Below are 22558 nucleotides of genomic sequence, written 5' to 3'. Positions count from 1 at the left end.
GCGCAAGCTTATCTGTCCTACGCTATTAATCCTGTAGGCCAGATAAGGCGTTCACGCCGCCATCAGGCAACAAGCTTGCCCACAGGAGTTTTTCATGACCAATCGCATCCAACGTTTGAAAGCCGCTCTGTTTCAACATAATCGTGAAATCTCACTTGAGCGCGCGCAACTGTATACCGCCAGCCATCAGCAGACGGAAGGGGATCCGGTCATTCTGCGTCGGGCGAAAGCAACCGCGTATATCCTTGAGCACGTTGAAATTTCGATTCGTGATGAAGAGCTGATTGCAGGCAACCGTACCGTTAAGCCGCGCGCGGGAATAATGTCGCCGGAGATGGATCCGTACTGGCTGTTGAAAGAGCTGGACCAGTTCCCGACGCGTCCGCAGGACCGTTTTGATATTAGTGACGAAGATAAACGTCTCTATCGTGATGTGCTGTACCCGTACTGGGAAAAACGCTCGATGAAGGATTTCATCAACGGTCAGATGACCGCTGAGGTAAAAGCCGCCGTCAGCACCCAGATTTTTAGCATTAACCAGACGGACAAAGGGCAGGGACATATCATTATTGATTATCCGCGCCTGCTGAATCACGGGCTTGGTGAGCTGGTCACGCAGATGCGGCAACACTGCGAGCAGCAGCCGGATAACCACTTTTATCAGGCTGCGTTGCTGCTGCTTGAAGCTTCGCAAAGCCATATTCTGCGTTACGCTCTGCTGGCAGAAAAAATGGCGGAAGATTGCCCGGATGCGCAGCGTCGTCAGGAACTGCTCACCATTGCCGCAAACTCTCGCCACAATATGCAGCACAAGCCACAGACCTTCTGGCAAGCGTGCCAGCTGTTCTGGTACATGAATATTATTTTGCAGTATGAGTCCAACGCCAGCTCGCTTTCGCTGGGGCGTTTCGACCAGTATATGCTGCCGTTCTACCAGACCTCACTGACTCAGGGGGACGATCCGGCTTTCTTAAAGGAGATCCTCGAATCATTGTGGGTAAAGTGCAATGACATCGTATTGTTGCGTTCTACCAGTAGCGCGCGTTATTTCGCTGGATTCCCGACGGGATATACCGCGCTGCTCGGCGGATTGACGGAGAACGGACGCAGCGCGGTAAACGTTCTCTCATTCCTCTGCCTTGATGCTTACCAGAGTGTACAACTGCCGCAGCCAAATCTTGGCGTGCGCACCAATGCGTTGATTGATACACCTTTCCTGATGAAGACGGCGGAGACCATTCGTCTTGGCACCGGTATTCCGCAGATCTTTAACGATGAAGTGGTGGTGCCTGCGTTTCTGAACCGTGGCGTATCGCTGGAGGATGCGCGGGATTACGCCGTGGTCGGCTGTGTGGAGCTGTCGATTCCGGGCAGAACTTACGGCTTGCATGACATTGCCATGTTCAACCTGTTGAAAGTGATGGAAATCAGTCTGTATGAGAACGAAGGCAACAGCGCGCTGACGTATGACGGTCTGCTGGCGCATATTCGCGCCAAAATTAGCCACTACATCACGCTAATGGTGGAGGGCAGCAATATCTGCGATATCGGCCATCGTGACTGGGCGCCGGTACCGCTGCTCTCTTCGTTTATCAGCGACTGCCTGGATAAAGGTTGTGATATTACCGACGGCGGTGCACGCTATAACTTCTCTGGCGTGCAAGGTATTGGTATCGCCAACCTGAGTGATTCTTTACATGCGCTTAATGGATTGGTGTTCGAACAGCAGCGCTTAAGTTTTGACGAGCTGCTGTCGGTATTAAAAGACAATTTTGCCACGCCGGAAGGTGAAAAGGTACGCGCCAGGTTGATCAACCGTTTTGAAAAATACGGCAACGATATTGATGATGTGGATAACATCAGCGCTGAACTGCTACGTTTTTACTGTAAAGAGGTAGAAAAATACCAAAATCCGCGCGGTGGGCAGTTTACGCCAGGTTCGTATACCGTTTCTGCTCACGTGCCGCTGGGTTCGGTAGTGGGGGCGACGCCGGATGGCCGTTTCACCGGAGAGCAACTGGCAGACGGTGGCCTGTCGCCGATGCTGGGACAGGATATGCAGGGGCCGACTGCGGTGCTGAAATCGGTCAGTAAGCTGGATAACACATTGCTTTCAAACGGTACCTTGCTGAACGTGAAGTTTACGCCAGCCACCCTTGAAGGAGAGGTGGGATTACGCAAGTTGGCAGATTTCCTGCGTGCGTTTACTCAACTTAAGCTACAGCACATCCAGTTTAACGTGGTGAATGCCGAAACATTGCGCGAGGCACAGCATCGTCCGCAAGATTTTGCCGGGCTGGTGGTGCGCGTGGCGGGTTACAGCGCCTTCTTTGTCGAGCTGTCGAAGGAGATTCAGGATGACATCATTCGCCGCACCGCGCATCAGCTGTGAGGTTGTGGAGCAGTGCGACGATGAAGCCGCACGCATCTTCAACATTCAGCGTTACTCGCTAAATGATGGGCAAGGCATTCGCACAGTCGTCTTTTTTAAAGGCTGTCCGCACACCTGCCCGTGGTGTGCTAACCCCGAATCTCTCTCTCCACGTATTGAAACGGTACGACGAGAGAGTAAATGCCTGCATTGTGCGCCTTGCCTGCGTGATGCTGATGAATGCCCTTCCGGGGCGTTTGAACATATTGGCCGTGATATCACGCTGGATGAGCTGGAACGCGAGGTGCTGAAAGATGAACTCTTTTTTCGCACCTCAGGTGGCGGAGTGACGCTTTCCGGTGGTGAAGTGCTGATGCAAGCGCCCTTTGCCATCCGCTTTTTACAGCGTCTGAAGCGGCTGGGGATTAGGTGCGCTATTGAAACTGCAGGTGACGCCCCGGCCAGCCGCCTGCTTCCGCTGGCAAAAGCATGCGATGAAGTGTTGTTTGATCTCAAAATTATGGATGTGGCGCAGGCGCGCGAGGTGGTCAATATGAACCTGCCGCGCGTGCTTGAAAATTTGCGGCTGTTAGTGAGGGAGGGAATCAATGTGATTCCCCGTTTGCCGTTAATTCCTGGATATACGCTCAATGCGGAAAACCTGCGACAAGCTTTGACGCTGCTGACATCCTTAGGCATAAAACAGGTTCATCTGCTACCGTTTCATCGGTATGGCGAACCGAAATACAGCCTGCTCGGCCTGCCCTGGTCGATGAAAGATGTGCCCGCGCCATCGGCGCAAGAGTTGGCTGCATTGCGTGGGATGGCGGAACGCGCTGGTTTTCAGGTAACCACAGGAGGTTAATATGACAGTCGCACCTGTACGATATCTGGTTGCGGTTACCGCGTGCGTAAGCGGCGTGGCACATACCTATATGGCTGCCGAACGGCTGGAGAAGCTCTGCCAGCAAGAGAAGTGGAGCATTAAGATTGAAACTCAGGGCGCGCTGGGAACCGAAAATCGCTTAACGGAAGAAGATATTAACCGCGCTGATGCGGTGTTGCTCATTACCGATATTGAACTTGCGGGGGCGGAACGCTTTACGCAGAGTCGATACGTGCAGTCGGGCATTAGCGCTTTTCTGCGTGAACCACAACGGGTGATGAGTGCAGTACGAAAGCTGCTGTCAGCGCCGCAGCACACACATCTTACTCTGGAGTAGTTTTTTTCTCCGTCAACTGGCTGTGATACTGCCGACGATACTCTGACGGTGAACGTTCAGTATTCTTGCGAAACAGGCGGCAGAAGTAGTTGCTGTCAACAAATCCACAGGTGTGTGCTACTTCTTTGATCTTCAGCTCGTAACCCTTTAACAGCGTTTTTGCGTGTTCCAGTCGCGTATGATTCAGGTATTCGTTAAAACCGATTGCGCCCGTTTTTTGAAACAGGTGGGAGAGGTAATTGGGTGAAATGTAAAACGCCTGCGCAACGGATTCTCGGGTGAGCGGCGCAGCGTAACGCTCGTCAATATAACCCCGAATGGCTTCGAAAAGGGCCTGGCTGCGTGATGCGGTCTGGATCTGGCTGCCGAGCAGATCGCGACAATGGCTCAGCAAACTCGCAACGATTAACCTGGCCGTTTGCTGTTCTTGCGGCTGCATTTGCATCTCATGGAGCGTTTGCAGCAGAAAAGAACCAATACGTGGCCCGCGCCGTGCGACGTGTTGGCGGGTAAGATTTTGATATTGCTTGCCGTCCCACTGGACGATGCTGAAACCCAGTTGCTGTTTGCCGAACAGAATGCTGAGTGTTGTGACCGGTGTGACCCACTGCGGATAGTTCCAGCCGCCAGCCGGAACGAACAAGACATCGCCGGGGGTAAGCACCTTATCAACGCCAGAATCCGCAAATTCACCTTCCAGCACAATTTCCAGCCGGGGAAAATCGACCTGATACGCCAGTTCCGGTGTTGTGCTAGTGGTGCTGGCAAAATACACCTGGCGCAGCGGTGCGGGGCCGTTAATCAGGCGGGAGAGAAGATGGCTTACGTCGTGATACATGTTAATCCCTTGCAGGCAGCAGACAGGGAAACAGTAACCGCCATCCTAAAAAAAGGCCACTCTTTAAGAGTGGCCGGTGCGAGAGTTACTGATTACCGATCTGATCGCCGTAAGGCAGGGAATCGTAATCTATCAGGGCATTCTTCTTGTACGGATTGCCAATCCAGCGGGTTGTCTCTTTGAACTGCGGGTTGGTAATGGCGCGAGTTGGATCGAAACCATCGTAGGTGAAGCCCGCTAAGTCAGACCAGGTGTGGATAAGCTCAGAGCTGCTGTATTTACGATTCACATCCTGTGAAAAGTCACGTGGATGCGCGGCCTGCCATTTTTCCGAGGTCCACAACAGGAACGGCACCGTATACATATGGCGCGTTGGGCTGTCCTCATTACGACCCTGCGTTTTGTGCGGTGGCGTATCGTAAACCTCTTCACCATGATCGGAGAAGTACAGCAGGAAGCCGTTCGGATCGGTCGCTTTATAGTCTTTGATCAGACTGGCAATAATATGATCATTGTAGACATTCGCGCTGTCGTAATCGTTGTAGGCTTCCAGCTCATCGTTACTCAGGCCAGCGGGAACATTGTCGATATTATTGTCGAACTTACCCTGGCCATCCGGATAGCGGAATTTGTACTTAATATGCGTTCCCAGCAGGTGCACGATGATGAACTTTTTCGGCGCCGGGTCGGCCAGCACTTCTTTAAATGGTGCCAGCACGTTGCTGTCATATTCGCGTGCGCTTTGCGTACGCTGCTGGTTCATATAGAACTGCTTATCCGTCTGCTTAGAGAACACGGTCAGCATGGTGTTGCGGGCCGTCATTGTCTGCTGATTGGTGATCCAGAAGGTTTTATAACCCGCTTGTTTCATCATGTTCATCAGAGACGGCTGAGTCAGATACAGATCCGGGTTCTTCTCGTTAGCGAAGGTCAGCGCCTGCTGCAGGATTTCAATGGTGTACGGACGTGAGGTCACAACATTATTGAACACGGTGAAGTTAGGATCGGATTTATGCAACGCATCCAGTTCTGGCGTCGTTTCACGCGGGTAGCCATACAGGCTCATGCGGCCACGTTGCGTTGACTCGCCAATCACCAGCACTAGCGTACGCGGTGCGTCACCTGAGCTGTCTTTAAAGTTGGCCAGTGGTGGCAGGGCATTGTTCTCATTCAGCAGGCTATTGAGCGAGGTCAACTGCTGACGATATTGATAATACCCGGAGATGAATTGCCACGGCGCGGCGGGCTCCATACGTGAAGCAAGGCCATCCAACGTTTTTTCAAACGGTTTTTGTTTGATGAAGGTGTTCACCGTCATTGGATGCAGAATCAAACCGTATAAAAGCGCAAACGACACCAGGTAGCGCCAGGGCGATGGAATATGTACCGGGCGCAGGCGCGTCCATAGCAGAATTGCTATTGCCGTATAGGCCAGCGCAATTAAGACGATCTTCAGACTGAAGTATTGACTCAGGTACTCGCTGGCTTCGTTCGCATTGGTTTCAAACATCACGTACAGAACGCTTTGCGAGAACTCTTGCCCGTAAATGACGTAATAGCTCAGAGCAGCCAGCGAGGCCGCCCATAGCACTATGCCAATGACGGCAGCAATAATGCGGATACGGTTTGGAAATAAAAATACCGGGATCAACCACAGCGAGCTGAACAGCAGGGAGTCGCGTAGGCCGGTAGATCCGCTATAGCCGCTGAAATAGATAACGGCCTGCAGTAATGAGGAAAAAAACCAAAAATAGAGGAGCGCCCAACCCAGGGCTTTCCAGCTAAACGCGGGTTTAGACTGGAGTTGTAAGGATTGCATAGTATGAGCCTGTCTTTAATTGTAGCGCCAAGAGTAGCGGCTAAACATTAAGAGGAACTGAAGCATCACGATCTCAGGATCGTGTTTCGCTGTTGTAATATTCACGTAGTGAATATGTTCAGGCAGGAATATATTGAAAATGAAATGATTGTAACAGCGGTTTTTACTGTCGCCTTCGTACAGTAGCACGAAGGCGACAGCTGGAGGGGTGTTAGCCTGTATTGCGCATACCGGCGGCAACACCAGCGATAGTCACCATCAGCGCTTGTTCAACGCGTGGATCCGGTTCATGTCCTTGCTCTTCGGCCAGGCGTGAACGGTGTAACAGCTCAGCCTGTAAGACGTTCAGTGGATCGGTATAAATATTTCTTAACTGAATGGACTCGGCAATCCACGGCAGGTCGGCCATCAAATGTGAGTCGTTGGCAATCGCCAGCACGACATCGATATCGGCTTCCAGGCGCTGACGAAGTTCTTCGCCCAGCGGCCACAGCTCTTTTTTGACCAGGCGCTGATCGTAGTATTCTGCCAGCCACAGATCCGCTTTGGCGAAAACCATTTCCAGCATGCCAAGACGCGTGGAGAAGAATGGCCAGTCGCGGCACATTGCTTCGAGTTCGCTTTGCTTACCGTCTTCAACCACTTTTTGCAGCGCGGTACCAGCACCCAGCCATGCCGGGAGCATCAGGCGGTTCTGCGTCCAGGCAAAGATCCACGGAATGGCGCGCAGAGACTCAACCCCGCCGGTTGGGCGACGTTTTGCCGGACGTGAACCGAGCGGCAATTTACCCAGTTCTTGCTCTGGCGTCGCGGAGCGGAAATAAGGAACGAAGTCTTTATTTTCACGCACATATCCACGATAAAGCTCACAGGAGATATCGGAAAGCTCATCCATGATATGACGCCAGTTATCTTTCGGCTCTGGCGGCGGTAACAGGTTGGCCTCCAGAATTGCTGCGGTATACAGCGACAGGCTGCTGATGGTCACTTCCGGCAGGCCGTACTTAAAGCGGATCATCTCACCTTGTTCTGTCACGCGCAGGCCGCCTTTCAGGCTGCCTGGCGGTTGGGAGAGCAGTGCTGCATGGGCAGGTGCGCCGCCGCGACCAATGGACCCGCCGCGACCGTGGAACAGCGTCAGTTCGATACCGGCTTTTTCGCAGGTTTTGATCAGCGCATCCTGGGCCTGATATTGTGCCCAGGAGGCGGCCATCACGCCCGCATCTTTTGCGGAGTCAGAGTAGCCAATCATGACCATCTGTTTGCCCTGAATAAAGCCGCGATACCAGTCGATATTCAGGAGCTGGGACATGACGTCATCGGCATTGTTGAGGTCGTCCAGCGTTTCAAACAGCGGTGCGACCGGCATAGCAAAACCGATACCGGCTTCTTTCAGTAACAAGTGTACGGCCAACACATCTGATGGCGTTTTCGCCATCGAGATAACATAGGCGGCAATGGAACCGTACGGTGCTTCGGCAATAACCTGGCAGGTGTCCAGCACTTCACGGGTGTCGTTGCTTGGTTCCCAGTGACGCGGCAGCAGCGGACGTTTGGAATTCAGTTCGCGGATCAGGAAAGCTTGTTTATCGGCTTCTGACCAGTTTTCGTAGTCGCCAATGCCCAGATAACGGGTCAGTTCGCCCAGAGCTTCAGTATGACGGGTGCTTTCCTGACGAATATCGATACGTACCAGCGGTACGCCGAAACATTTCACGCGCCTCAGGGTGTCGAGCAGTTCGCCATTGGCGATGATACCCATGCCACAAGCTTGCAGAGACTGGTAACACGCATACAGCGGGTCCCAAAGTTGTTCGTTTTGGGTAAGAAGGCCCGCAGGCTTCGGCAATTTCTCGCCTTTCAGACGGGCTTCCAGCCAGGCCTGGGTTGCCATCAGACGTGAACGCAACGTTTTCATCAGATAACGGTAAGGTTCCGCCGCACCTTCTTCGCCCACCAGCGCCAGCAGTTCCGGTGTGGCATCTACCATCGACAGTTCAGAAATCAAAAACTGGATGTCTTTCAGGAACAGATCGGTGGCTTTCCAACGACTGAGCAGCAGCACGTGGCGGGTGATATCCGCCGTTACGTTCGGGTTGCCGTCACGGTCACCGCCCATCCAGGAGGTAAAGCGAACCGGGACAAAATCAACCGGCAGCTTATAACCCAGGTGCTCTTCCAACTGTTCGTTCAGTTCGCGCAGATAGTTCGGCACGCCTTCCCACAGGCTGTTTTCAACCACCGCGAAGCCCCATTTGGCTTCATCAACCGGGCTTGGACGCAGTTTACGAATTTCATCCGTATGCCAGGACTGGGCAATCAGCTGGCGCAGACGGCGCATCAGCTGGTGGCGTTCGTAATCGACGAGGTCTTTGTTATCAAGCTGTTTGAGGCAGGCGTTTACCTCGCCCATTTTATGGATCAACGTGCGGCGGGTGATCTCGGTCGGGTGGGCGGTGAGTACCAGTTCCAGCGAGAGAGACTCCACGGCTTTCTTGATGGTGGCTTCATCGAGGTTGGGCTGGTCTTTCAATTTACGCAGGGTGCGAGCAATCACTTCCGGGTTGCTGGCGGCTTCGCCTTTTGGCGAAATGCTGTGGTGCTGCTCGGCAGTGTTGGCCAGGTTCAGAAACTGGCTAAACGCGCGGGCAACCGGCAGCAGCTCGTCGTTAGACAGGTTTTGCAGCGTAGTGAGCAATTCCTGGCGATTGACTTCATTGCCAGCGCGGGATGACTTGGACAACTTACGGATTGTTTCTACGCGGTCGAGAATGTTCTCTCCCAGCGCGTCCTTGATGGTCTCTCCCAGCACTTTGCCGAGCATACTGACATTACTACGCAACGCGGAATATTGTTCGTTCATTAACCCAGACACCCCATTTTGAAATTATTAGCCCTGTATTTTTCGGACTTAACTTTTTAGCCGTCTTTTATAAAGCCACGTAAAACTCGTGGCGTCAATTGCTGCGAAATCGGTTCAGCAAACGAAAAAATGGCGGCAATTTACGTTATTTAATTCACATCGAATCAAATAAGCGTTGCTTATGGAAATGTTAATAAATTACCTCGCTTACCACTAAAGGGTTAGCGAGGCGATAAGCGGTTAATGCCAGCAGAAGTGGTGCACTACCTGGGTAATTAACTCCCGCGTCGGCTTGATAAAACGCGTTTCCAGATACTCATCCGGCTGATGCGCCTGATTAATGGAGCCAGGACCCAACACCAGCGTTGGGCAAAGCGTCTGGATAAACGGCGCTTCGGTGCAGTAGTTCACCACTTCCGTTTGCGCGCCCAGCAGTTTCTCAACCACTTGTACCAGTTGATGGTCAGGTGGGCACTCATAGCCTGGAATGGGCGGATGCAGTTCCGACACCGTCAGGCGACCCGGCCAGCGCTCGCTGACCGGGGCCAGCGCATCGTTAAGTAAGCCACTGAGATCGTTGAGCGTCATGCCGGGGAGGGGGCGAATATCCATATGCAGTTCGCAGCAGGCGCAGATGCGGTTGGCAGCATCGCCACCGTGGATGTGACCCAAATTTAACGTCGGATACGGGACGGTAAACGCATCATGGTGATAACGCTCTTTCAGGTCGTCGCGCAAAGTCATGATATGGCCAATGGCATCATGCATCAGCTCAATCGCATTGACGCCACGCGCCGGATCGCTTGAGTGGCCCGATTGCCCCAAAATGCGAATCGCATTAGAGATATGACCTTTGTGCGCGCGGACCGGTTGCAGGGAGGTGGGTTCACCGATGATCGCACAGTCCGGTCGCAGAGCGGTGGTTTCAGAGAAGTAGCGTGCACCCGCCATGCTGGTTTCTTCGTCGGCAGTGGCCAGAATGTACAGGGGTTTTTTCAACTTCGTGACATCGACGTCGCGCAGCGCATCGAGGATAAAGGCGAAGAAGCCTTTCATATCCGCCGTACCCAGACCGTAGAGCTTATTGTCATGCTCGGTGAGAGTGAACGGATCGCGCGTCCAGCGTCCGTCATCAAACGGGACGGTATCGGTATGGCCCGCCAACAACAGACCGCCAGCCCCTTGCCCGATGCTCGCCAGCATATTGAATTTATTTCGCGTATCGGGAACCGGCTGGACCTCTACATTGAAGCCTAAATCTTTAAACCAGCCCGCAAGCAGAGTGATTAAACCTGCATTGCTTTGATCGAGTGCTTCTTCGGTGGCGCTAATCGACGGTGTGGCAATCAGAGCGCGGTAAATCTCGATAAATGGCGGTAAATTGTTTTTCATTGTTGACACACCTCGGGTCATGATAGTATCAATATTCATGCAATATTTGTGAATAAAAATACATTAACGTTAAGCATAATAAAACCCACCAAGTGTAAGGTGAGGTGATAAAGGCTTATACCTGGCAACAGAATCTAAGAAGGTGAGCAGCCCCGATGTTGAATACGCTGATTGTGGGCGCCAGTGGTTATGCCGGCGCAGAGCTTGTGACCTATGTAAATCGCCATCCTGATATGAACATAACCGCTTTGACCGTCTCAGCGCAAAGCAATGATGCAGGAAAATTAATCTCCGATTTGCATCCGCAGTTGAAAGGCATTGTCGATTTACCGTTGCAGCCAATGTCAGATATCAGCGAGTTTAGCGCAGGGGTGGACATTGTGTTCCTCGCAACGGCTCATGAGGTGAGTCATGACCTGGCCCCGCAGTTCCTGCAGGCTGGATGCGTGGTGTTTGACCTTTCGGGCGCGTTTCGCGTAAACGACGGCGCGTTCTATGAAAAATATTACGGCTTTCCCCATCAGCACCCTGACCTGCTGGAGCAGGCCGTTTATGGGCTGGCGGAGTGGAGCGAAGACCAACTAAAAGACGCGAATCTGATTGCCGTACCAGGTTGTTACCCAACAGCGGCGCAGCTTTCGCTTAAACCGCTGATTGATGCCGGGCTGCTGGATCTCAGCCAGTGGCCGGTGATCAACGCCACCAGCGGCGTGAGCGGCGCGGGGCGTAAGGCGGCTATTTCCAACAGCTTTTGTGAGGTGAGCCTACAGCCGTATGGCGTGTTTACCCATCGTCATCAGCCGGAAATCGCGATTCACCTTGGTGCGGAAGTGATCTTCACCCCGCATCTGGGTAACTTCCCCCGCGGCATCCTGGAAACTATCACCTGCCGTTTGCAAACGGGCGTAACCCATGCGCAAGTGGCCCAGACGTTGCAACAGGCGTATGGCGATAAGCCACTGGTGCGTTTGTATGACAAAGGCGTTCCAGCGCTGAAGAACGTGGTTGGCTTACCGTTCTGTGATATCGGGTTCGCTGTACAGGGTGAGCACCTGATCGTGGTGGCAACTGAAGATAACTTATTGAAAGGCGCGGCAGCACAGGCGATGCAGTGCGCAAATATTCGTTTTGGCTTTGCCCAAACGCAGTCTCTTATGTAAAGGTGCAACAATGAATCCATTAATTATCAAGCTGGGCGGCGTTTTACTGGATAGCGAAGAGGCGCTGGAGCGTCTGTTTACCGCATTGGTGAATTATCGTGAGTCGCATCAGCGTCCACTGGTCATTGTGCACGGTGGCGGCTGCGTGGTTGATGAGCTGATGAAGCAGCTCAATCTGCCGGTAAAAAAGAAAAATGGCCTGCGCGTCACGCCAGCCGATCAAATTGACATTATTACCGGCGCCCTGGCGGGAACAGCGAATAAAACCTTACTGGCCTGGGCAAAAAAACATCACATCGCGTCTGTGGGTCTGTATCTTGGCGATGGTGACAGCGTAAAGGTGACGCCGCTCGATAAAGAGCTGGGTCATGTTGGACTGGCGCAGCCGGGTTCGCCTAAGCTGATTAACACGCTGCTGGAAGGTGGTTTTCTGCCGGTAGTGAGCTCCATTGGCGTTACTGAAGACGGACTACTGATGAATGTTAATGCCGATCAGGCGGCAACGGCGCTGGCAGCAACGTTGGGGGCGGATCTGATCCTGCTCTCTGACGTAAGTGGTATTCTGGATGGTAAAGGTCAGCGTATTGCTGAAATGACCGCCGTCAAAGCGGAACAACTGATTGAACAAGGTATTATTACTGATGGCATGATCGTGAAGGTCAATGCGGCACTGGATGCTGCGCGTACGCTGGGCCGTCCGGTGGATATCGCCTCCTGGCGTCATGCCGATCAACTTCCGGCGCTGTTTAACGGCACGCCAATTGGTACGCGGATTTTAGCGTAAGATTTTATTGAATGACTGTAGGCCGGGTAAGCGCAGCGCTACCCGGCGGAACTAATGAATAAAGGAACGATGTTATGGCACTTTGGGGTGGGCGTTTTACACAGGCAGCAGATCAGCGGTTCAAACAGTTCAACGACTCGTTGCGTTTTGACTACCGCCTGGCAGAACAGGATATTGTCGGCTCTGTGGCCTGGTCCAAAGCGTTGGTAACAGTTGGCGTACTGACCGCCGATGAGCAGCTTCAGCTGGAAGAGGCGCTGAATACTCTGCTGGAAGAGGTTAGGGCGAATCCGCAGCAGATCCTGCAAAGCGATGCCGAAGATATTCATAGCTGGGTAGAAGGAAAGCTGATCGATAAAGTCGGCCAGCTTGGCAAAAAACTGCATACCGGACGTAGCCGTAACGACCAGGTCGCGACCGATCTTAAACTGTGGTGTAAAGATACGGTTATTGAATTGCTGTCGGCCAATCGTCAGTTGCAAATTGCGTTGGTGGTGACGGCAGAGAATAACCAGGACGCGGTTATGCCGGGTTACACCCACCTGCAACGTGCGCAACCTGTGACGTTTGCCCACTGGTGCCTGGCCTATGTTGAAATGCTGGCGCGTGACGAGAGCCGTCTGCAGGACACACTCAAACGCTTAGACGTTAGCCCGTTAGGCTGTGGCGCGCTGGCGGGTACGGCATATGAAATCGATCGCGAGCAGTTGGCCGGTTGGCTGGGTTTTGCCTCGGCGACGCGCAACAGTTTGGATAGCGTTTCTGACCGTGATCACGTGCTGGAGCTACTCTCCGACGCCTCTATCGGTATGGTGCATCTGTCACGTTTTGCTGAAGACCTTATTTTCTTTAATACCGGGGAAGCGGGCTTTGTTGAGCTGTCCGATCGTGTGACTTCGGGCTCATCTCTGATGCCGCAGAAGAAAAACCCGGATGCACTGGAGCTGATCCGCGGTAAATGCGGTCGTGTGCAGGGGGCGCTGACCGGCATGATGATGACGTTAAAAGGCCTCCCGCTGGCATACAACAAAGATATGCAGGAAGACAAAGAAGGGGTGTTTGACGCGCTCGACACCTGGCTGGATTGCCTGCATATGGCCGCGCTGGTGCTGGATGGCATTCAGGTGAAACGTCCGCGTTGTCAGGAGGCTGCGCAGCAGGGCTATGCTAACGCCACTGAACTGGCGGATTATCTGGTGGCAAAAGGTGTTCCGTTCCGCGAAGCGCACCATATTGTGGGTGAAACGGTAGTTGAGGCGATTCGGCAGGGCAAACCGCTGGAAGCTCTGTCGCTTGCCGATTTACAACGGTTCAGCCAGGTCATTGGCGATGACGTTTACCCGATCCTCTCGTTGCAATCTTGCTTAGACAAACGTGCGGCGAAAGGCGGCGTTTCGCCCCTGCAGGTTGCGCAGGCGATCGACTATGCGAAGGCGCGTCTGGCGTAAATTGATGGGTAATGATTCGAGCCTGGCGCTACGCCGGGCTTTTTTATGCAAAAAAAATGCGGACACAAGGTCCGCAAAAGTTCACGTTGGCTTTAGTTATTTCGAGTATGAGAACGGACAGTAGCTTCAAGGGTTAAAGGGGTACCGTTCCGTTTCTGTGGTGCATTATTAAACAGAAAGCTTGATAGGGATAATCGTTCGTTGCTATGCTACCTATCGCTACGAACTATCGTGGCGATGGAGGATGAATAATGAATATTCGTGATCTTGAATACCTGGTGGCACTCGCCGAACATCGTCACTTCCGACGAGCGGCAGACTCCTGTCACGTAAGCCAACCAACGCTGAGCGGCCAGATCCGTAAGCTGGAAGATGAGCTTGGCGTTATGTTGCTGGAGCGTACAAGTCGCAAGGTGCTGTTCACTCAGGCAGGTTTACTGCTGGTGGATCAGGCGCGTACCGTGCTGCGCGAGGTCAAAGTGCTCAAGGAGATGGCAAGCCAACAAGGCGAGACAATGTCTGGCCCGCTGCATATTGGTTTGATCCCAACGGTGGGGCCATACCTGCTGCCGCATATTATTCCTATGTTGCACCAGACCTTCCCAAAACTGGAAATGTATCTCCATGAGGCGCAGACGCATCAACTGCTGGCGCAACTGGACAGCGGTAAGCTCGACTGCGTCATTCTGGCGCTGGTGAAAGAGAGTGAAGCGTTCATCGAAGTGCCGTTATTTGATGAGCCTATGTTGCTGGCGATCTATGAAGATCACCCATGGGCAAACCGGGATTGTGTGCCGATGTCCGATCTGGCGGGTGAAAAACTGCTGATGCTGGAGGATGGTCACTGCCTGCGCGATCAGGCGATGGGCTTCTGCTTTGAAGCGGGCGCTGATGAGGATACCCATTTTCGGGCAACCAGTCTGGAAACACTACGCAACATGGTGGCGGCAGGCAGCGGTATTACTTTATTGCCTGCGCTGGCTGTTCCGTCTGAGCGTAAGCGTGATGGTGTTGTTTATCTGCCCTGCATCAAGCCTGAACCACGCCGGACGATTGGCCTGGTGTATCGTCCAGGTTCGCCGCTGCGCAGTCGTTATGAACAGCTGGCAGAGGCCATCCGTGGATCAATGGATGGCCATTTCGACAGTGCGTTAAAACAGGCGGTTTAAGCCATTTAGCGCCGCTACCCGATAGGCTTCCGCCATCGTTGGGTAGTTAAAGGTGGTGTTAACGAAGTACTCGATGGTGTTACCACCACCTTTTTGCTCCATAATCGCCTGACCGATATGAATAATTTCGGCCGCGCGTTCCCCAAAGCAGTGGATCCCCAGAATCTCTTTAGTTTCACGATGGAACAGAATCTTCAGCGTTCCGACGCTCATACCGACGATTTGTGCCCGTGCCAGGTGTTTAAACTGGGCGCGACCGACCTCGTAGGGAACTTTCATTGCCGTGAGCTGCTGTTCCGTTTTACCGACGGAGCTGATTTCCGGAATGGTATAAATCCCGGTCGGGATATCTTCGATCAGATGCGCAGTCGCTTCGCCTTTTACCAACGCCTGGGCGGCAATGCGTCCCTGATCGTAGGCTGCTGATGCCAGGCTCGGATAGCCGATCACATCGCCAACGGCATAGACGTGCGGTAACGCTGTCTGGTACATGCTGTTGACCTTCAGCTGTCCGCGGCTGTCAGTTTTCAGACCAATATTTTCCAGCGCCAGCGAATCGGTATTACCGGTGCGACCATTGGCGTACAACAGGCAGTCGGCCTTCAGTTTTTTACCGGATTTCAGATGCATGATGACGCCATCATCGCAGCCTTCAATCTTCTCGTACTCTTCGTTGTGGCGAATGACGACACCGCTATTCCAGAAGTGATAAGAGAGCGAGTCGGACATCTCTTGATCGAGGAACGCCAGCAGACGATCGCGAGTGTTGATTAAATCGACTTTGACGTCCATTCCACGAAAAATCGATGCATATTCGCAGCCAATGACCCCTGCGCCATAAATCAAAACGTGGCGGGGTTCGTGGTGCAGGCTCAGGATCGAGTCGCTGTCATACACCCGGGGATGCGAAAAGTCGACGTCTACAGGGTGATAGGGGCGTGAACCGCAGGCGATAACGAACTTATCCGCGGTCAGCGTTTCCACCGTGCCGTCGTGGCATTCCAGAGCGAGCGTGTGTTCATCAACAAAACGGGCATTGCCCTGCAAAATTTCGCAGTGGTTACGCTCGTAAAATCCTTGCCGCATACGTGTCTGCTGATTTATGACGTTATCAGCGTGGTTGAGAATATCGGCGAAAGAAGAACGAAGGAGTCGGGAGTGGTCGCTGTAAAGTGGGTTCTGATTGAATTCAATGATACGGCTGACGGCGTGGCGGAGAGCTTTCGACGGGATGGTGCCCCAGTGGGTACAGCCTCCACCGACGTTATGATAGCGCTCAATCACCGCGACGCGCGCTCCTTGCTTAACCAGACCCATCGCAGCGCCTTCGCCGCCGGGACCGGAACCTATTACTATTGCATCGTAATCGTAGGAATGTGACATGGTCAGGCTTACCTGTTCTTATACATAAAAGCAACAGAATAGTAACATCGTTGTCAGGATAACCCAATTATCGTTGTGCTTTTTTGCGAAGTCGAAGCACAAACTGCGCGTAAACAATCATTCACAAAGCCATGCCAACCGCCTAATCTCTGGTATAGTGCCAGCAAGGTATGTGGAAGGATTCAGACATCGTGATGGGCGTTAGAGCGCAACAAAAAGAAAAAACCCGGCGTTCGCTGGTAGAAGCCGCATTTAGTCAACTCAGCGCTGAGCGTAGTTTTGCCAGCCTCAGTTTACGCGAAGTCGCTCGTGAAGCGGGCATTGCGCCAACCTCGTTTTATCGCCATTTCCGCGATGTGGATGAACTCGGCCTGACGATGGTGGACGAGAGTGGTCTGATGCTGCGCCAGTTGATGCGTCAGGCGCGTCAGCGTATTGCTAAGGGTGGGAGTGTGATCCGCACCTCGGTCTCAACATTTATGGAGTTCATTGGCAACAATCCCAACGCCTTCCGTTTATTATTGCGCGAGCGTTCGGGGACTTCCGCAGCGTTTCGTGCTGCGGTCGCACGTGAAATTCAGCACTTCATTGCGGAACTTGCGGACTATCTGGAACTCGAAAACCATATGCCTCGTGCGTTTACTGAAGCGCAAGCCGAAGCCATGGTAACCATTGTGTTCAGCGCCGGGGCAGAAGCACTGGATGTTGGCGCTGAACAGCGTCGGCAGCTGGAAGAGCGGCTGGTACTGCAATTGCGCATGATCGCGAAAGGCGCATTCTATTGGTACCGCCGTGAACAAGAAAAGATGACGCACCACTCCGAGTAACGAGAAGGACAAGCAATGAAACAGTCAGGTCAAGATAAAGGTACGCTGCTGCTGGCGCTGGTTGCTGGCTTATCGATCAATGGCACATTTGCGGCGCTGTTTAGCTCCATTGTGCCATTCTCAGTATTCCCGATTATTTCGCTGGTGCTGACGGTTTATTGTCTGCATCAGCGCTATCAGAACCGCACCATGCCTGTGGGACTACCGGGCCTGGCTGCCGCCTGTTTTATTCTCGGTGTTCTGTTGTACAGCACCGTGGTACGCGCTGAATACCCGGATATTGGTTCTAACTTCTTCCCGGCGGTACTGTCGGTGATTCTGGTGTTCTGGATCGGTTTTAAAGTGCGTAACCGTAAACAGGAAATTGTGGAGTAATCTTTGTCGGCCGGGCAAGCGAAGCGCTCCCGGCCAGGTCATCACTTATTTTGCGGTCAGTAACACGCCGCACTCCATATGGTGCGTATACGGGAACTGATCAAACAGAGCCAGACGTGAAACATTGTGCGTCTGGCTTAACGTTTCCAGGTTCTTACATAATGTCTCCGGATTGCAGGATATATACAGAATACGCGGATACGCCTGCACCATTTTCTCTGTTTCGCTGTCCAGACCGCTGCGCGGTGGGTCCACGAAAATGGTTTCACATTGGTAACTCTTCAGATCGATTCCCTGCAAACGGTTGAACTCGCGTACCCCGTTCATCGCCTGAGTAAACTCTTCGGCCGCCATGCGAATAATTTGTACATTATCAATGTGGTTAGCCGCGATGTTGTACTGCGCAGCAGCCACGGACGGTTTGGCGATTTCGGTGGCCAGTACACGGTTGAAGTTTTGCGCCAGGGCTAACGAGAAGTTGCCATTGCCGCAGTACAGCTCAAGCAGATCGCCTTTTGACCCTTTGGTGACATCAATTGCCCATTCCAGCATCTGGATATTCATGGCGGCATTCGGCTGGGTAAAACTGTTCTCAACCTGGCGGTAGATAATCTCTTTACCTGCTACCGGCAAGCGTTCGTCAATGTAGTCCTGGTCCAGCTCAATTTTGGTTTTGGTTGCCCGACCAATCAGATGGACGTTCAGGTTTTGCGCCCGCAGCGCATCTCGCAGCGCTTCGGCTTCCTGACGCCATTCATCATCTAATTTTTTATGGTACAGCATCGATACCACCGCCTGATCGCTCAGGGTTGTGAGGTAATCAATCTGAAACAGTTTGTGGCGCAGGACGTGGTTGTTGCGAACGCCGTCGATCATTGCCGTCATCAGCGTGTTGATGAGCTCGCTGGCAGCCGGGAAGCTGTCGACGCGAATACGGCTTTTGGTCTGGCTGTCGAACATGATGTGGTACAGGTCATCACCGTCATGCCACAGGCGGAATTCGGCGCGCATACGGTAATGGCTGACCGGTGAGCGAAACACTTCCGGAGCCTGTGCATAAAATGGCGTCATTAAGCTCTGCAGGCGCACTACTTTTTCAGCTAACTGGGCGTCGTACTGTTCTGTCGGAAGGTGTTCGGGGGTCATGATGCGTCCTGAAAAATAAAAGTACGCGGGGATTGTAGGGATTGCTCAACAGATGTCCAGTCATTGATGATTTCCGATAATGTGATATGCGGTCTGGACACCAGGTTGTAACAAACTGTAGCATCCGTTTTCCGGTCCTGTGAGTTAAAAGGGAATCCAGTGTAAATCTGGAGCTGACGCGCAGCGGTAAGGAAGGTAAGAGATGAGCGCACCTGGTGCAGACACTGCGGCTTGCCGCGGGAAGTCATCGTCTCTTTATGTCGCCTCCAAGCCCGAAGACCTGCCGGCTAACGTCGCATCTGGTCTTCATCATCGCGTACTATCGGTGGGACCTGCGGCATCCTTCTTAAATTGTGGATGCTTTACAATGATCAAAAAATCATTGCTGTGCACGGCGTTGTCCGTCACGGCATTTTCTGGTTGGGCACAGGACACTCGCCCGGATACTCTCGTCGTCACTGCCAACCGTTTTCAGCAGCCTGTTAATACTGTTCTTGCCCCCACCGATGTGGTCACGCGTGAAGATATTCAACGCTGGCAGTCAAAAGATCTGAACGATGTCATGCGTCGATTGCCAGGCGTAGATATCTCCCAGAGCGGCGGTATGGGTAAAAGTTCCTCTCTGTATGTTCGCGGCACTGAATCTCGTCACGTTCTGGTATTGATTGATGGTGTGCCGATGGCACGTGCCGGCATCGGCAATGCGATCGACATTGGCCAGATTCCGGTATCGTTGGTGCAGCGTGTTGAATACATTCGCGGACCCCGTTCAGCAGTGTACGGCTCTGGTGCGATCGGTGGTGTGGTTAACATCATTACGATGAGTGACGAAGAGAAATCGCAGATCAACGCGGGTATGGGGACTGATGGTTATCAAACCTATGACGGCTCGGTTAATAAGCGGTTTGGTGACACGATGGTGACGGCGGCTGGTGCTTACCAGACGACGAAAGGTTTTAACATTCAACCCGACTCACCCTACAGCGGTGACAGCGACCGCGATGGTTATCGCAATAAGCTGTTCTGGGGCGGCGTTCAACACAAGTTTAGCGATAACGTCTCCGGCTTCTTCCGTGGTTATGGATATACCGCTAATAGTGATTATGACCAGGGTTCGTGGGGTAATCCTGGAGGGAATGACGAAGCCCAGAATTACACGCAGTCCTGGGATTCAGGTCTTCGTTACAGCTCTGGTATCTACTCCTCCCAACTTATTGCTAACTACCAGCATCTCAAAGATTACAACTATAGCAACGAACTCGGCCGTTATGCGGGAGACGCTACGCTGGATAATATGGAACAACGCTATATTCAGTGGGGAAATAACGTTGCGGTTGGGCATGGGGCAATTAGCGGCGGTGTCGACTGGAAACAAGAGAAGCTGACATCCAGCAGTACGACGAAATCAGATGCTTATAAACGTGATACAACGGGACTTTATCTGACCGGGCAGCAACAAATTGAGAGCGTCACGCTGGAAGCCTCGGGCCGTGAAGATCATGACGAACAATTCGGCTGGCATGGTACCTGGCAGACCGCAGCTGGCTGGGAGTTTGTTGATGGTTATCGTGCAACGCTCTCTTACGGTACTGGTTTCCTGGCGCCCTCGCTGGGTCAGCAATACGGGGCGACGCGCTTTGCCTCATCCTATGGGCCGGGTATCGCTGCCAACCCGAATCTGAAACCGGAAGAATCTAAACAGTGGGAAGCAGGTATTGATGGATTGACAGGGCCGCTTAATTGGCGTCTTTCCGCATACCACTATGAAATTCAAAACCTGATCGACTACAAGAATAATCAGTACGTCAACGTTAAATCAGCCACGATTAAAGGGCTGGAATGGACCGGAAACTTTACGACAGGCCCCGTAGAACATAATCTGACGCTACAATACGTTGACCCGCGTGATGATGACACAAACAAGGTGCTCTATCGCCGTGCAAAACAGCAGGTTAAGTATGAGTTAACCGGACAGGTCCAGGATTTGGGCTGGAACGTTGCGTATCAATATATAGGTAAACGTTACGATAATGATTTCGACAATAATCGTGATGTTAAATTGGGCGGCGTCAGCTTATGGGATATCGGATTATCATATCCAATCACCTCACAGCTGACAGTTCGTGGTAAAATCGCCAACCTGTTCGATAAAGATTACGAGACAGTTTATGGCTACGCAACTGCAGGACGGGAATACACCTTGTCTGGCAGCTACACCTTCTGATCCACGTCCCACCGTGCTGGTGTTTGATTCCGGCGTCGGTGGGTTGTCGGTCTATGACGAGATCCGGCGTCTTCTCCCGGATCTCCACTATATCTACGCTTTTGATAACGTCGCCTTTCCTTATGGAGAGAAGAGCGAGGCGTTTATCGTTGAGCGCGTTGTTGAGATTGTGACTGCGGTCCAGCAGCGCTATCCCCTCTCTCTTGCGGTTATCGCGTGTAATACGGCAAGCACGGTGTCGCTCCCTGCGTTACGGGAGAAATTTGCTTTTCCGGTAGTTGGCGTGGTGCCTGCGATTAAACCGGCGGCGCGACTCACGGCGAATGGCGTGGTGGGGTTGCTGGCTACGCGTGCAACGGTGAAACGTTCATATACTCATGAGTTGATTGCGCGGTTTGCAAACGAATGTCAGATAGCGATGCTGGGTTCTGCCGAGCTGGTGGAACTGGCTGAAGCGAAGCTGCACGGTGAAACAGTTTCTCTGGAAGAGCTGCGCCGCATTCTGCGTCCGTGGCTGCGGATGTCGGAACCCCCTGACACAGTGGTGCTCGGGTGTACTCATTTCCCTCTATTACAGGAAGAGCTTTTACAGGTTCTGCCCGAGGGGACGCGGCTGGTTGATTCTGGTGCTGCGATTGCGCGTCGCACGGCCTGGTTATTAGAACATGAAGCACCAGATGCAAAATCATCCGACGAGAATGTCGCATTCTGTATGGCAATGACGACAGAAGCTGAACAACTATTGCCCGTACTGCAGCGTTATGGCTTTAAGACGCTCGAAAAACTGGCAGTTTAGGTAGTTTTGATGAAAAAATACGCGTTCGGAAAGTTATTTTAAATTTCCCCTTGTCAGCCTGAAATAACTCCCTATAATGCGCCTCCACTGACACGGAACAACGGATTACAAGCCGCCGGGTCAGCGGGGTTCCACTGAGAACTTCGTAGAGAAAAGCAAAAATAAATGCTTGACTCTGAATGAGGAAAACGTAATATACGGGACCTCGCGACAGAGCGCTAAAGCGCGTCGCAACTGCTCTTTAACAATTTATCAGACAATCTGTGTGGGCACTCGAAGATACGGATTCTTAACGTCGCAAGACGAAAAATGAATACCAAGTCTCTGAGTGAACATACGTAATTCATTACGAAGTTTAATTCACGAGCATCAAACTTAAATTGAAGAGTTTGATCATGGCTCAGATTGAACGCTGGCGGCAGGCCTAACACATGCAAGTCGAACGGTAGCACAGAGGAGCTTGCTCCTTGGGTGACGAGTGGCGGACGGGTGAGTAATGTCTGGGAAACTGCCCGATGGAGGGGGATAACTACTGGAAACGGTAGCTAATACCGCATAACGTCGCAAGACCAAAGAGGGGGACCTTCGGGCCTCTTGCCATCGGATGTGCCCAGATGGGATTAGCTAGTAGGTGGGGTAACGGCTCACCTAGGCGACGATCCCTAGCTGGTCTGAGAGGATGACCAGCCACACTGGAACTGAGACACGGTCCAGACTCCTACGGGAGGCAGCAGTGGGGA

17 protein-coding genes, 1 rRNA gene and 1 riboswitch are annotated in these 22558 nt (G+C 52.6%); of the genes, 12 read left to right on the top strand and 6 right to left on the bottom strand.

Going from position 1 to position 22558, the window contains the following annotated elements; genetic code table 11:
* Positions 1 to 94: 94 nt before the first annotated feature.
* The 3 genes from OGX99_RS10660 to OGX99_RS10650 are packed head-to-tail and all read left to right on the top strand — an operon-like array spanning position 95 to position 3594.
* On the top strand, positions 95 to 2392 hold the full coding sequence (locus tag OGX99_RS10660; RefSeq protein WP_286543511.1) for a formate C-acetyltransferase: 2298 nt from the start codon (positions 95 to 97) through the stop codon (positions 2390 to 2392).
* Positions 2358 to 3236: a [formate-C-acetyltransferase]-activating enzyme gene (locus tag OGX99_RS10655; protein ID WP_187260216.1), complete on the top strand. Its 879-nt coding sequence runs from the start codon at positions 2358 to 2360 to the stop codon at positions 3234 to 3236. The genes OGX99_RS10660 and OGX99_RS10655 overlap by 35 nt, the downstream gene beginning before the upstream one ends.
* A gap of 1 nt (position 3237) precedes the next feature.
* Entirely contained in the window at positions 3238 to 3594 is a 357-nt protein-coding gene (locus OGX99_RS10650; protein ID WP_151218465.1) for a PTS fructose-like transporter subunit IIB, read from the top strand.
* Here the strand turns inward: OGX99_RS10650 and OGX99_RS10645 are convergent.
* From OGX99_RS10645 to argE, 4 genes are all read right to left on the bottom strand, one after another.
* Positions 3581 to 4432 (bottom strand): AraC family transcriptional regulator, encoded by an 852-nt coding sequence (locus OGX99_RS10645; protein WP_151224168.1) that lies wholly within the window; start codon positions 4430 to 4432, stop codon positions 3581 to 3583. The genes OGX99_RS10650 and OGX99_RS10645 overlap by 14 nt on opposite strands.
* An 85-nt stretch (positions 4433 to 4517) precedes the next feature.
* Positions 4518 to 6251 (bottom strand): phosphoethanolamine transferase CptA, encoded by a 1734-nt coding sequence (locus tag OGX99_RS10640; RefSeq protein ID WP_151218467.1) that lies wholly within the window; start codon positions 6249 to 6251, stop codon positions 4518 to 4520.
* A 211-nt stretch (positions 6252 to 6462) separates the two neighbouring features.
* Entirely contained in the window at positions 6463 to 9114 is a 2652-nt protein-coding gene (ppc, locus tag OGX99_RS10635; RefSeq protein WP_151224169.1) for a phosphoenolpyruvate carboxylase, read from the bottom strand.
* 240 nt (positions 9115 to 9354) lie between these two features.
* Positions 9355 to 10506: an acetylornithine deacetylase gene (gene argE / locus OGX99_RS10630; protein WP_151218469.1), complete on the bottom strand. Its 1152-nt coding sequence runs from the start codon at positions 10504 to 10506 to the stop codon at positions 9355 to 9357.
* A gap of 155 nt (positions 10507 to 10661) precedes the next feature.
* Between argE and argC the strand changes: the two genes are divergently transcribed.
* The 4 genes from argC to oxyR all read left to right on the top strand — a co-directional run bounded on the left by argC (position 10662) and on the right by oxyR (position 15067).
* Entirely contained in the window at positions 10662 to 11666 is a 1005-nt protein-coding gene (gene argC, locus OGX99_RS10625; protein WP_286543506.1) for an N-acetyl-gamma-glutamyl-phosphate reductase, read from the top strand.
* A 10-nt stretch (positions 11667 to 11676) separates the two neighbouring features.
* Positions 11677 to 12450, top strand: a complete 774-nt coding sequence (argB, locus tag OGX99_RS10620) for an acetylglutamate kinase (protein WP_151218470.1) — start codon at positions 11677 to 11679, stop codon at positions 12448 to 12450.
* A 74-nt stretch (positions 12451 to 12524) separates the two neighbouring features.
* Positions 12525 to 13898 (top strand): argininosuccinate lyase, encoded by a 1374-nt coding sequence (argH, locus tag OGX99_RS10615; RefSeq protein ID WP_286543504.1) that lies wholly within the window; start codon positions 12525 to 12527, stop codon positions 13896 to 13898.
* Positions 13899 to 14149: 251 nt separating this feature from the next.
* A complete protein-coding gene (gene oxyR, locus OGX99_RS10610) occupies positions 14150 to 15067 on the top strand; it encodes a DNA-binding transcriptional regulator OxyR (protein ID WP_151218472.1) in 918 nt (305 codons plus the stop codon).
* Here the strand turns inward: oxyR and sthA are convergent.
* Entirely contained in the window at positions 15050 to 16450 is a 1401-nt protein-coding gene (gene sthA, locus OGX99_RS10605; RefSeq protein ID WP_114683787.1) for a Si-specific NAD(P)(+) transhydrogenase, read from the bottom strand. The two genes, oxyR and sthA, sit on opposite strands and share 18 nt — an antisense overlap.
* Before the next feature lie 191 nt (positions 16451 to 16641).
* Between sthA and fabR the strand changes: the two genes are divergently transcribed.
* Positions 16642 to 17277, top strand: a complete 636-nt coding sequence (gene fabR / locus OGX99_RS10600; protein ID WP_003028862.1) for an HTH-type transcriptional repressor FabR — start codon at positions 16642 to 16644, stop codon at positions 17275 to 17277.
* Positions 17278 to 17292: 15 nt separating this feature from the next.
* Positions 17293 to 17652 (top strand): YijD family membrane protein, encoded by a 360-nt coding sequence (locus tag OGX99_RS10595; protein ID WP_003028863.1) that lies wholly within the window; start codon positions 17293 to 17295, stop codon positions 17650 to 17652.
* A 45-nt stretch (positions 17653 to 17697) separates the two neighbouring features.
* On the opposite strand, the gene trmA is transcribed toward OGX99_RS10595, so the two are convergent.
* Positions 17698 to 18798: a tRNA (uridine(54)-C5)-methyltransferase TrmA gene (gene trmA, locus OGX99_RS10590; RefSeq protein ID WP_151218473.1), complete on the bottom strand. Its 1101-nt coding sequence runs from the start codon at positions 18796 to 18798 to the stop codon at positions 17698 to 17700.
* Between the two features lie 115 nt (positions 18799 to 18913).
* Positions 18914 to 19100: riboswitch (cobalamin riboswitch) on the top strand.
* 65 nt (positions 19101 to 19165) lie between these two features.
* Between trmA and btuB the strand changes: the two genes are divergently transcribed.
* From btuB to OGX99_RS10575, 3 genes are all read left to right on the top strand, one after another.
* On the top strand, positions 19166 to 21022 hold the full coding sequence (gene btuB, locus OGX99_RS10585) for a TonB-dependent vitamin B12 receptor BtuB (protein ID WP_187260213.1): 1857 nt from the start codon (positions 19166 to 19168) through the stop codon (positions 21020 to 21022).
* Positions 20967 to 21818: a glutamate racemase gene (murI, locus tag OGX99_RS10580; protein ID WP_151218475.1), complete on the top strand. Its 852-nt coding sequence runs from the start codon at positions 20967 to 20969 to the stop codon at positions 21816 to 21818. Before btuB ends, murI begins: the two co-directional genes overlap by 56 nt.
* A 377-nt stretch (positions 21819 to 22195) precedes the next feature.
* Positions 22196 to 22558 (top strand): 16S ribosomal RNA (locus OGX99_RS10575); the annotation flags it as partial.

The sequence above is a fragment of the Citrobacter sp. Cu096 genome (genome assembly GCF_030332285.1).
GTDB classification, from domain to species: Bacteria; Pseudomonadota; Gammaproteobacteria; order Enterobacterales; family Enterobacteriaceae; genus Citrobacter; species Citrobacter meridianamericanus.
Note: the sequence above shows the minus strand (reverse complement) of the source record. Positions and strands in the feature narration are given on the sequence as shown.

Excerpts from the sequence above, each read along its gene's own strand:
- OGX99_RS10660 (WP_286543511.1), top strand. The coding sequence starts at position 95 with ATGACCAATCGCATCCAACGTTTGAAAGCCGCTCTGTTTCAACATAAT.
- OGX99_RS10655 (WP_187260216.1), top strand. The coding sequence starts at position 2,358 with ATGACATCATTCGCCGCACCGCGCATCAGCTGTGAGGTTGTGGAGCAG.
- OGX99_RS10650 (WP_151218465.1), top strand. The coding sequence starts at position 3,238 with ATGACAGTCGCACCTGTACGATATCTGGTTGCGGTTACCGCGTGCGTA.
- OGX99_RS10645 (WP_151224168.1), bottom strand. The coding sequence starts at position 4,432 with ATGTATCACGACGTAAGCCATCTTCTCTCCCGCCTGATTAACGGCCCC.
- OGX99_RS10640 (WP_151218467.1), bottom strand. The coding sequence starts at position 6,251 with ATGCAATCCTTACAACTCCAGTCTAAACCCGCGTTTAGCTGGAAAGCC.
- ppc (WP_151224169.1), bottom strand. The coding sequence starts at position 9,114 with ATGAACGAACAATATTCCGCGTTGCGTAGTAATGTCAGTATGCTCGGC.
- argE (WP_151218469.1), bottom strand. The coding sequence starts at position 10,506 with ATGAAAAACAATTTACCGCCATTTATCGAGATTTACCGCGCTCTGATT.
- argC (WP_286543506.1), top strand. The coding sequence starts at position 10,662 with ATGTTGAATACGCTGATTGTGGGCGCCAGTGGTTATGCCGGCGCAGAG.
- argB (WP_151218470.1), top strand. The coding sequence starts at position 11,677 with ATGAATCCATTAATTATCAAGCTGGGCGGCGTTTTACTGGATAGCGAA.
- argH (WP_286543504.1), top strand. The coding sequence starts at position 12,525 with ATGGCACTTTGGGGTGGGCGTTTTACACAGGCAGCAGATCAGCGGTTC.
- oxyR (WP_151218472.1), top strand. The coding sequence starts at position 14,150 with ATGAATATTCGTGATCTTGAATACCTGGTGGCACTCGCCGAACATCGT.
- sthA (WP_114683787.1), bottom strand. The coding sequence starts at position 16,450 with ATGTCACATTCCTACGATTACGATGCAATAGTAATAGGTTCCGGTCCC.
- OGX99_RS10595 (WP_003028863.1), top strand. The coding sequence starts at position 17,293 with ATGAAACAGTCAGGTCAAGATAAAGGTACGCTGCTGCTGGCGCTGGTT.
- trmA (WP_151218473.1), bottom strand. The coding sequence starts at position 18,798 with ATGACCCCCGAACACCTTCCGACAGAACAGTACGACGCCCAGTTAGCT.
- btuB (WP_187260213.1), top strand. The coding sequence starts at position 19,166 with ATGATCAAAAAATCATTGCTGTGCACGGCGTTGTCCGTCACGGCATTT.
- murI (WP_151218475.1), top strand. The coding sequence starts at position 20,967 with ATGGCTACGCAACTGCAGGACGGGAATACACCTTGTCTGGCAGCTACA.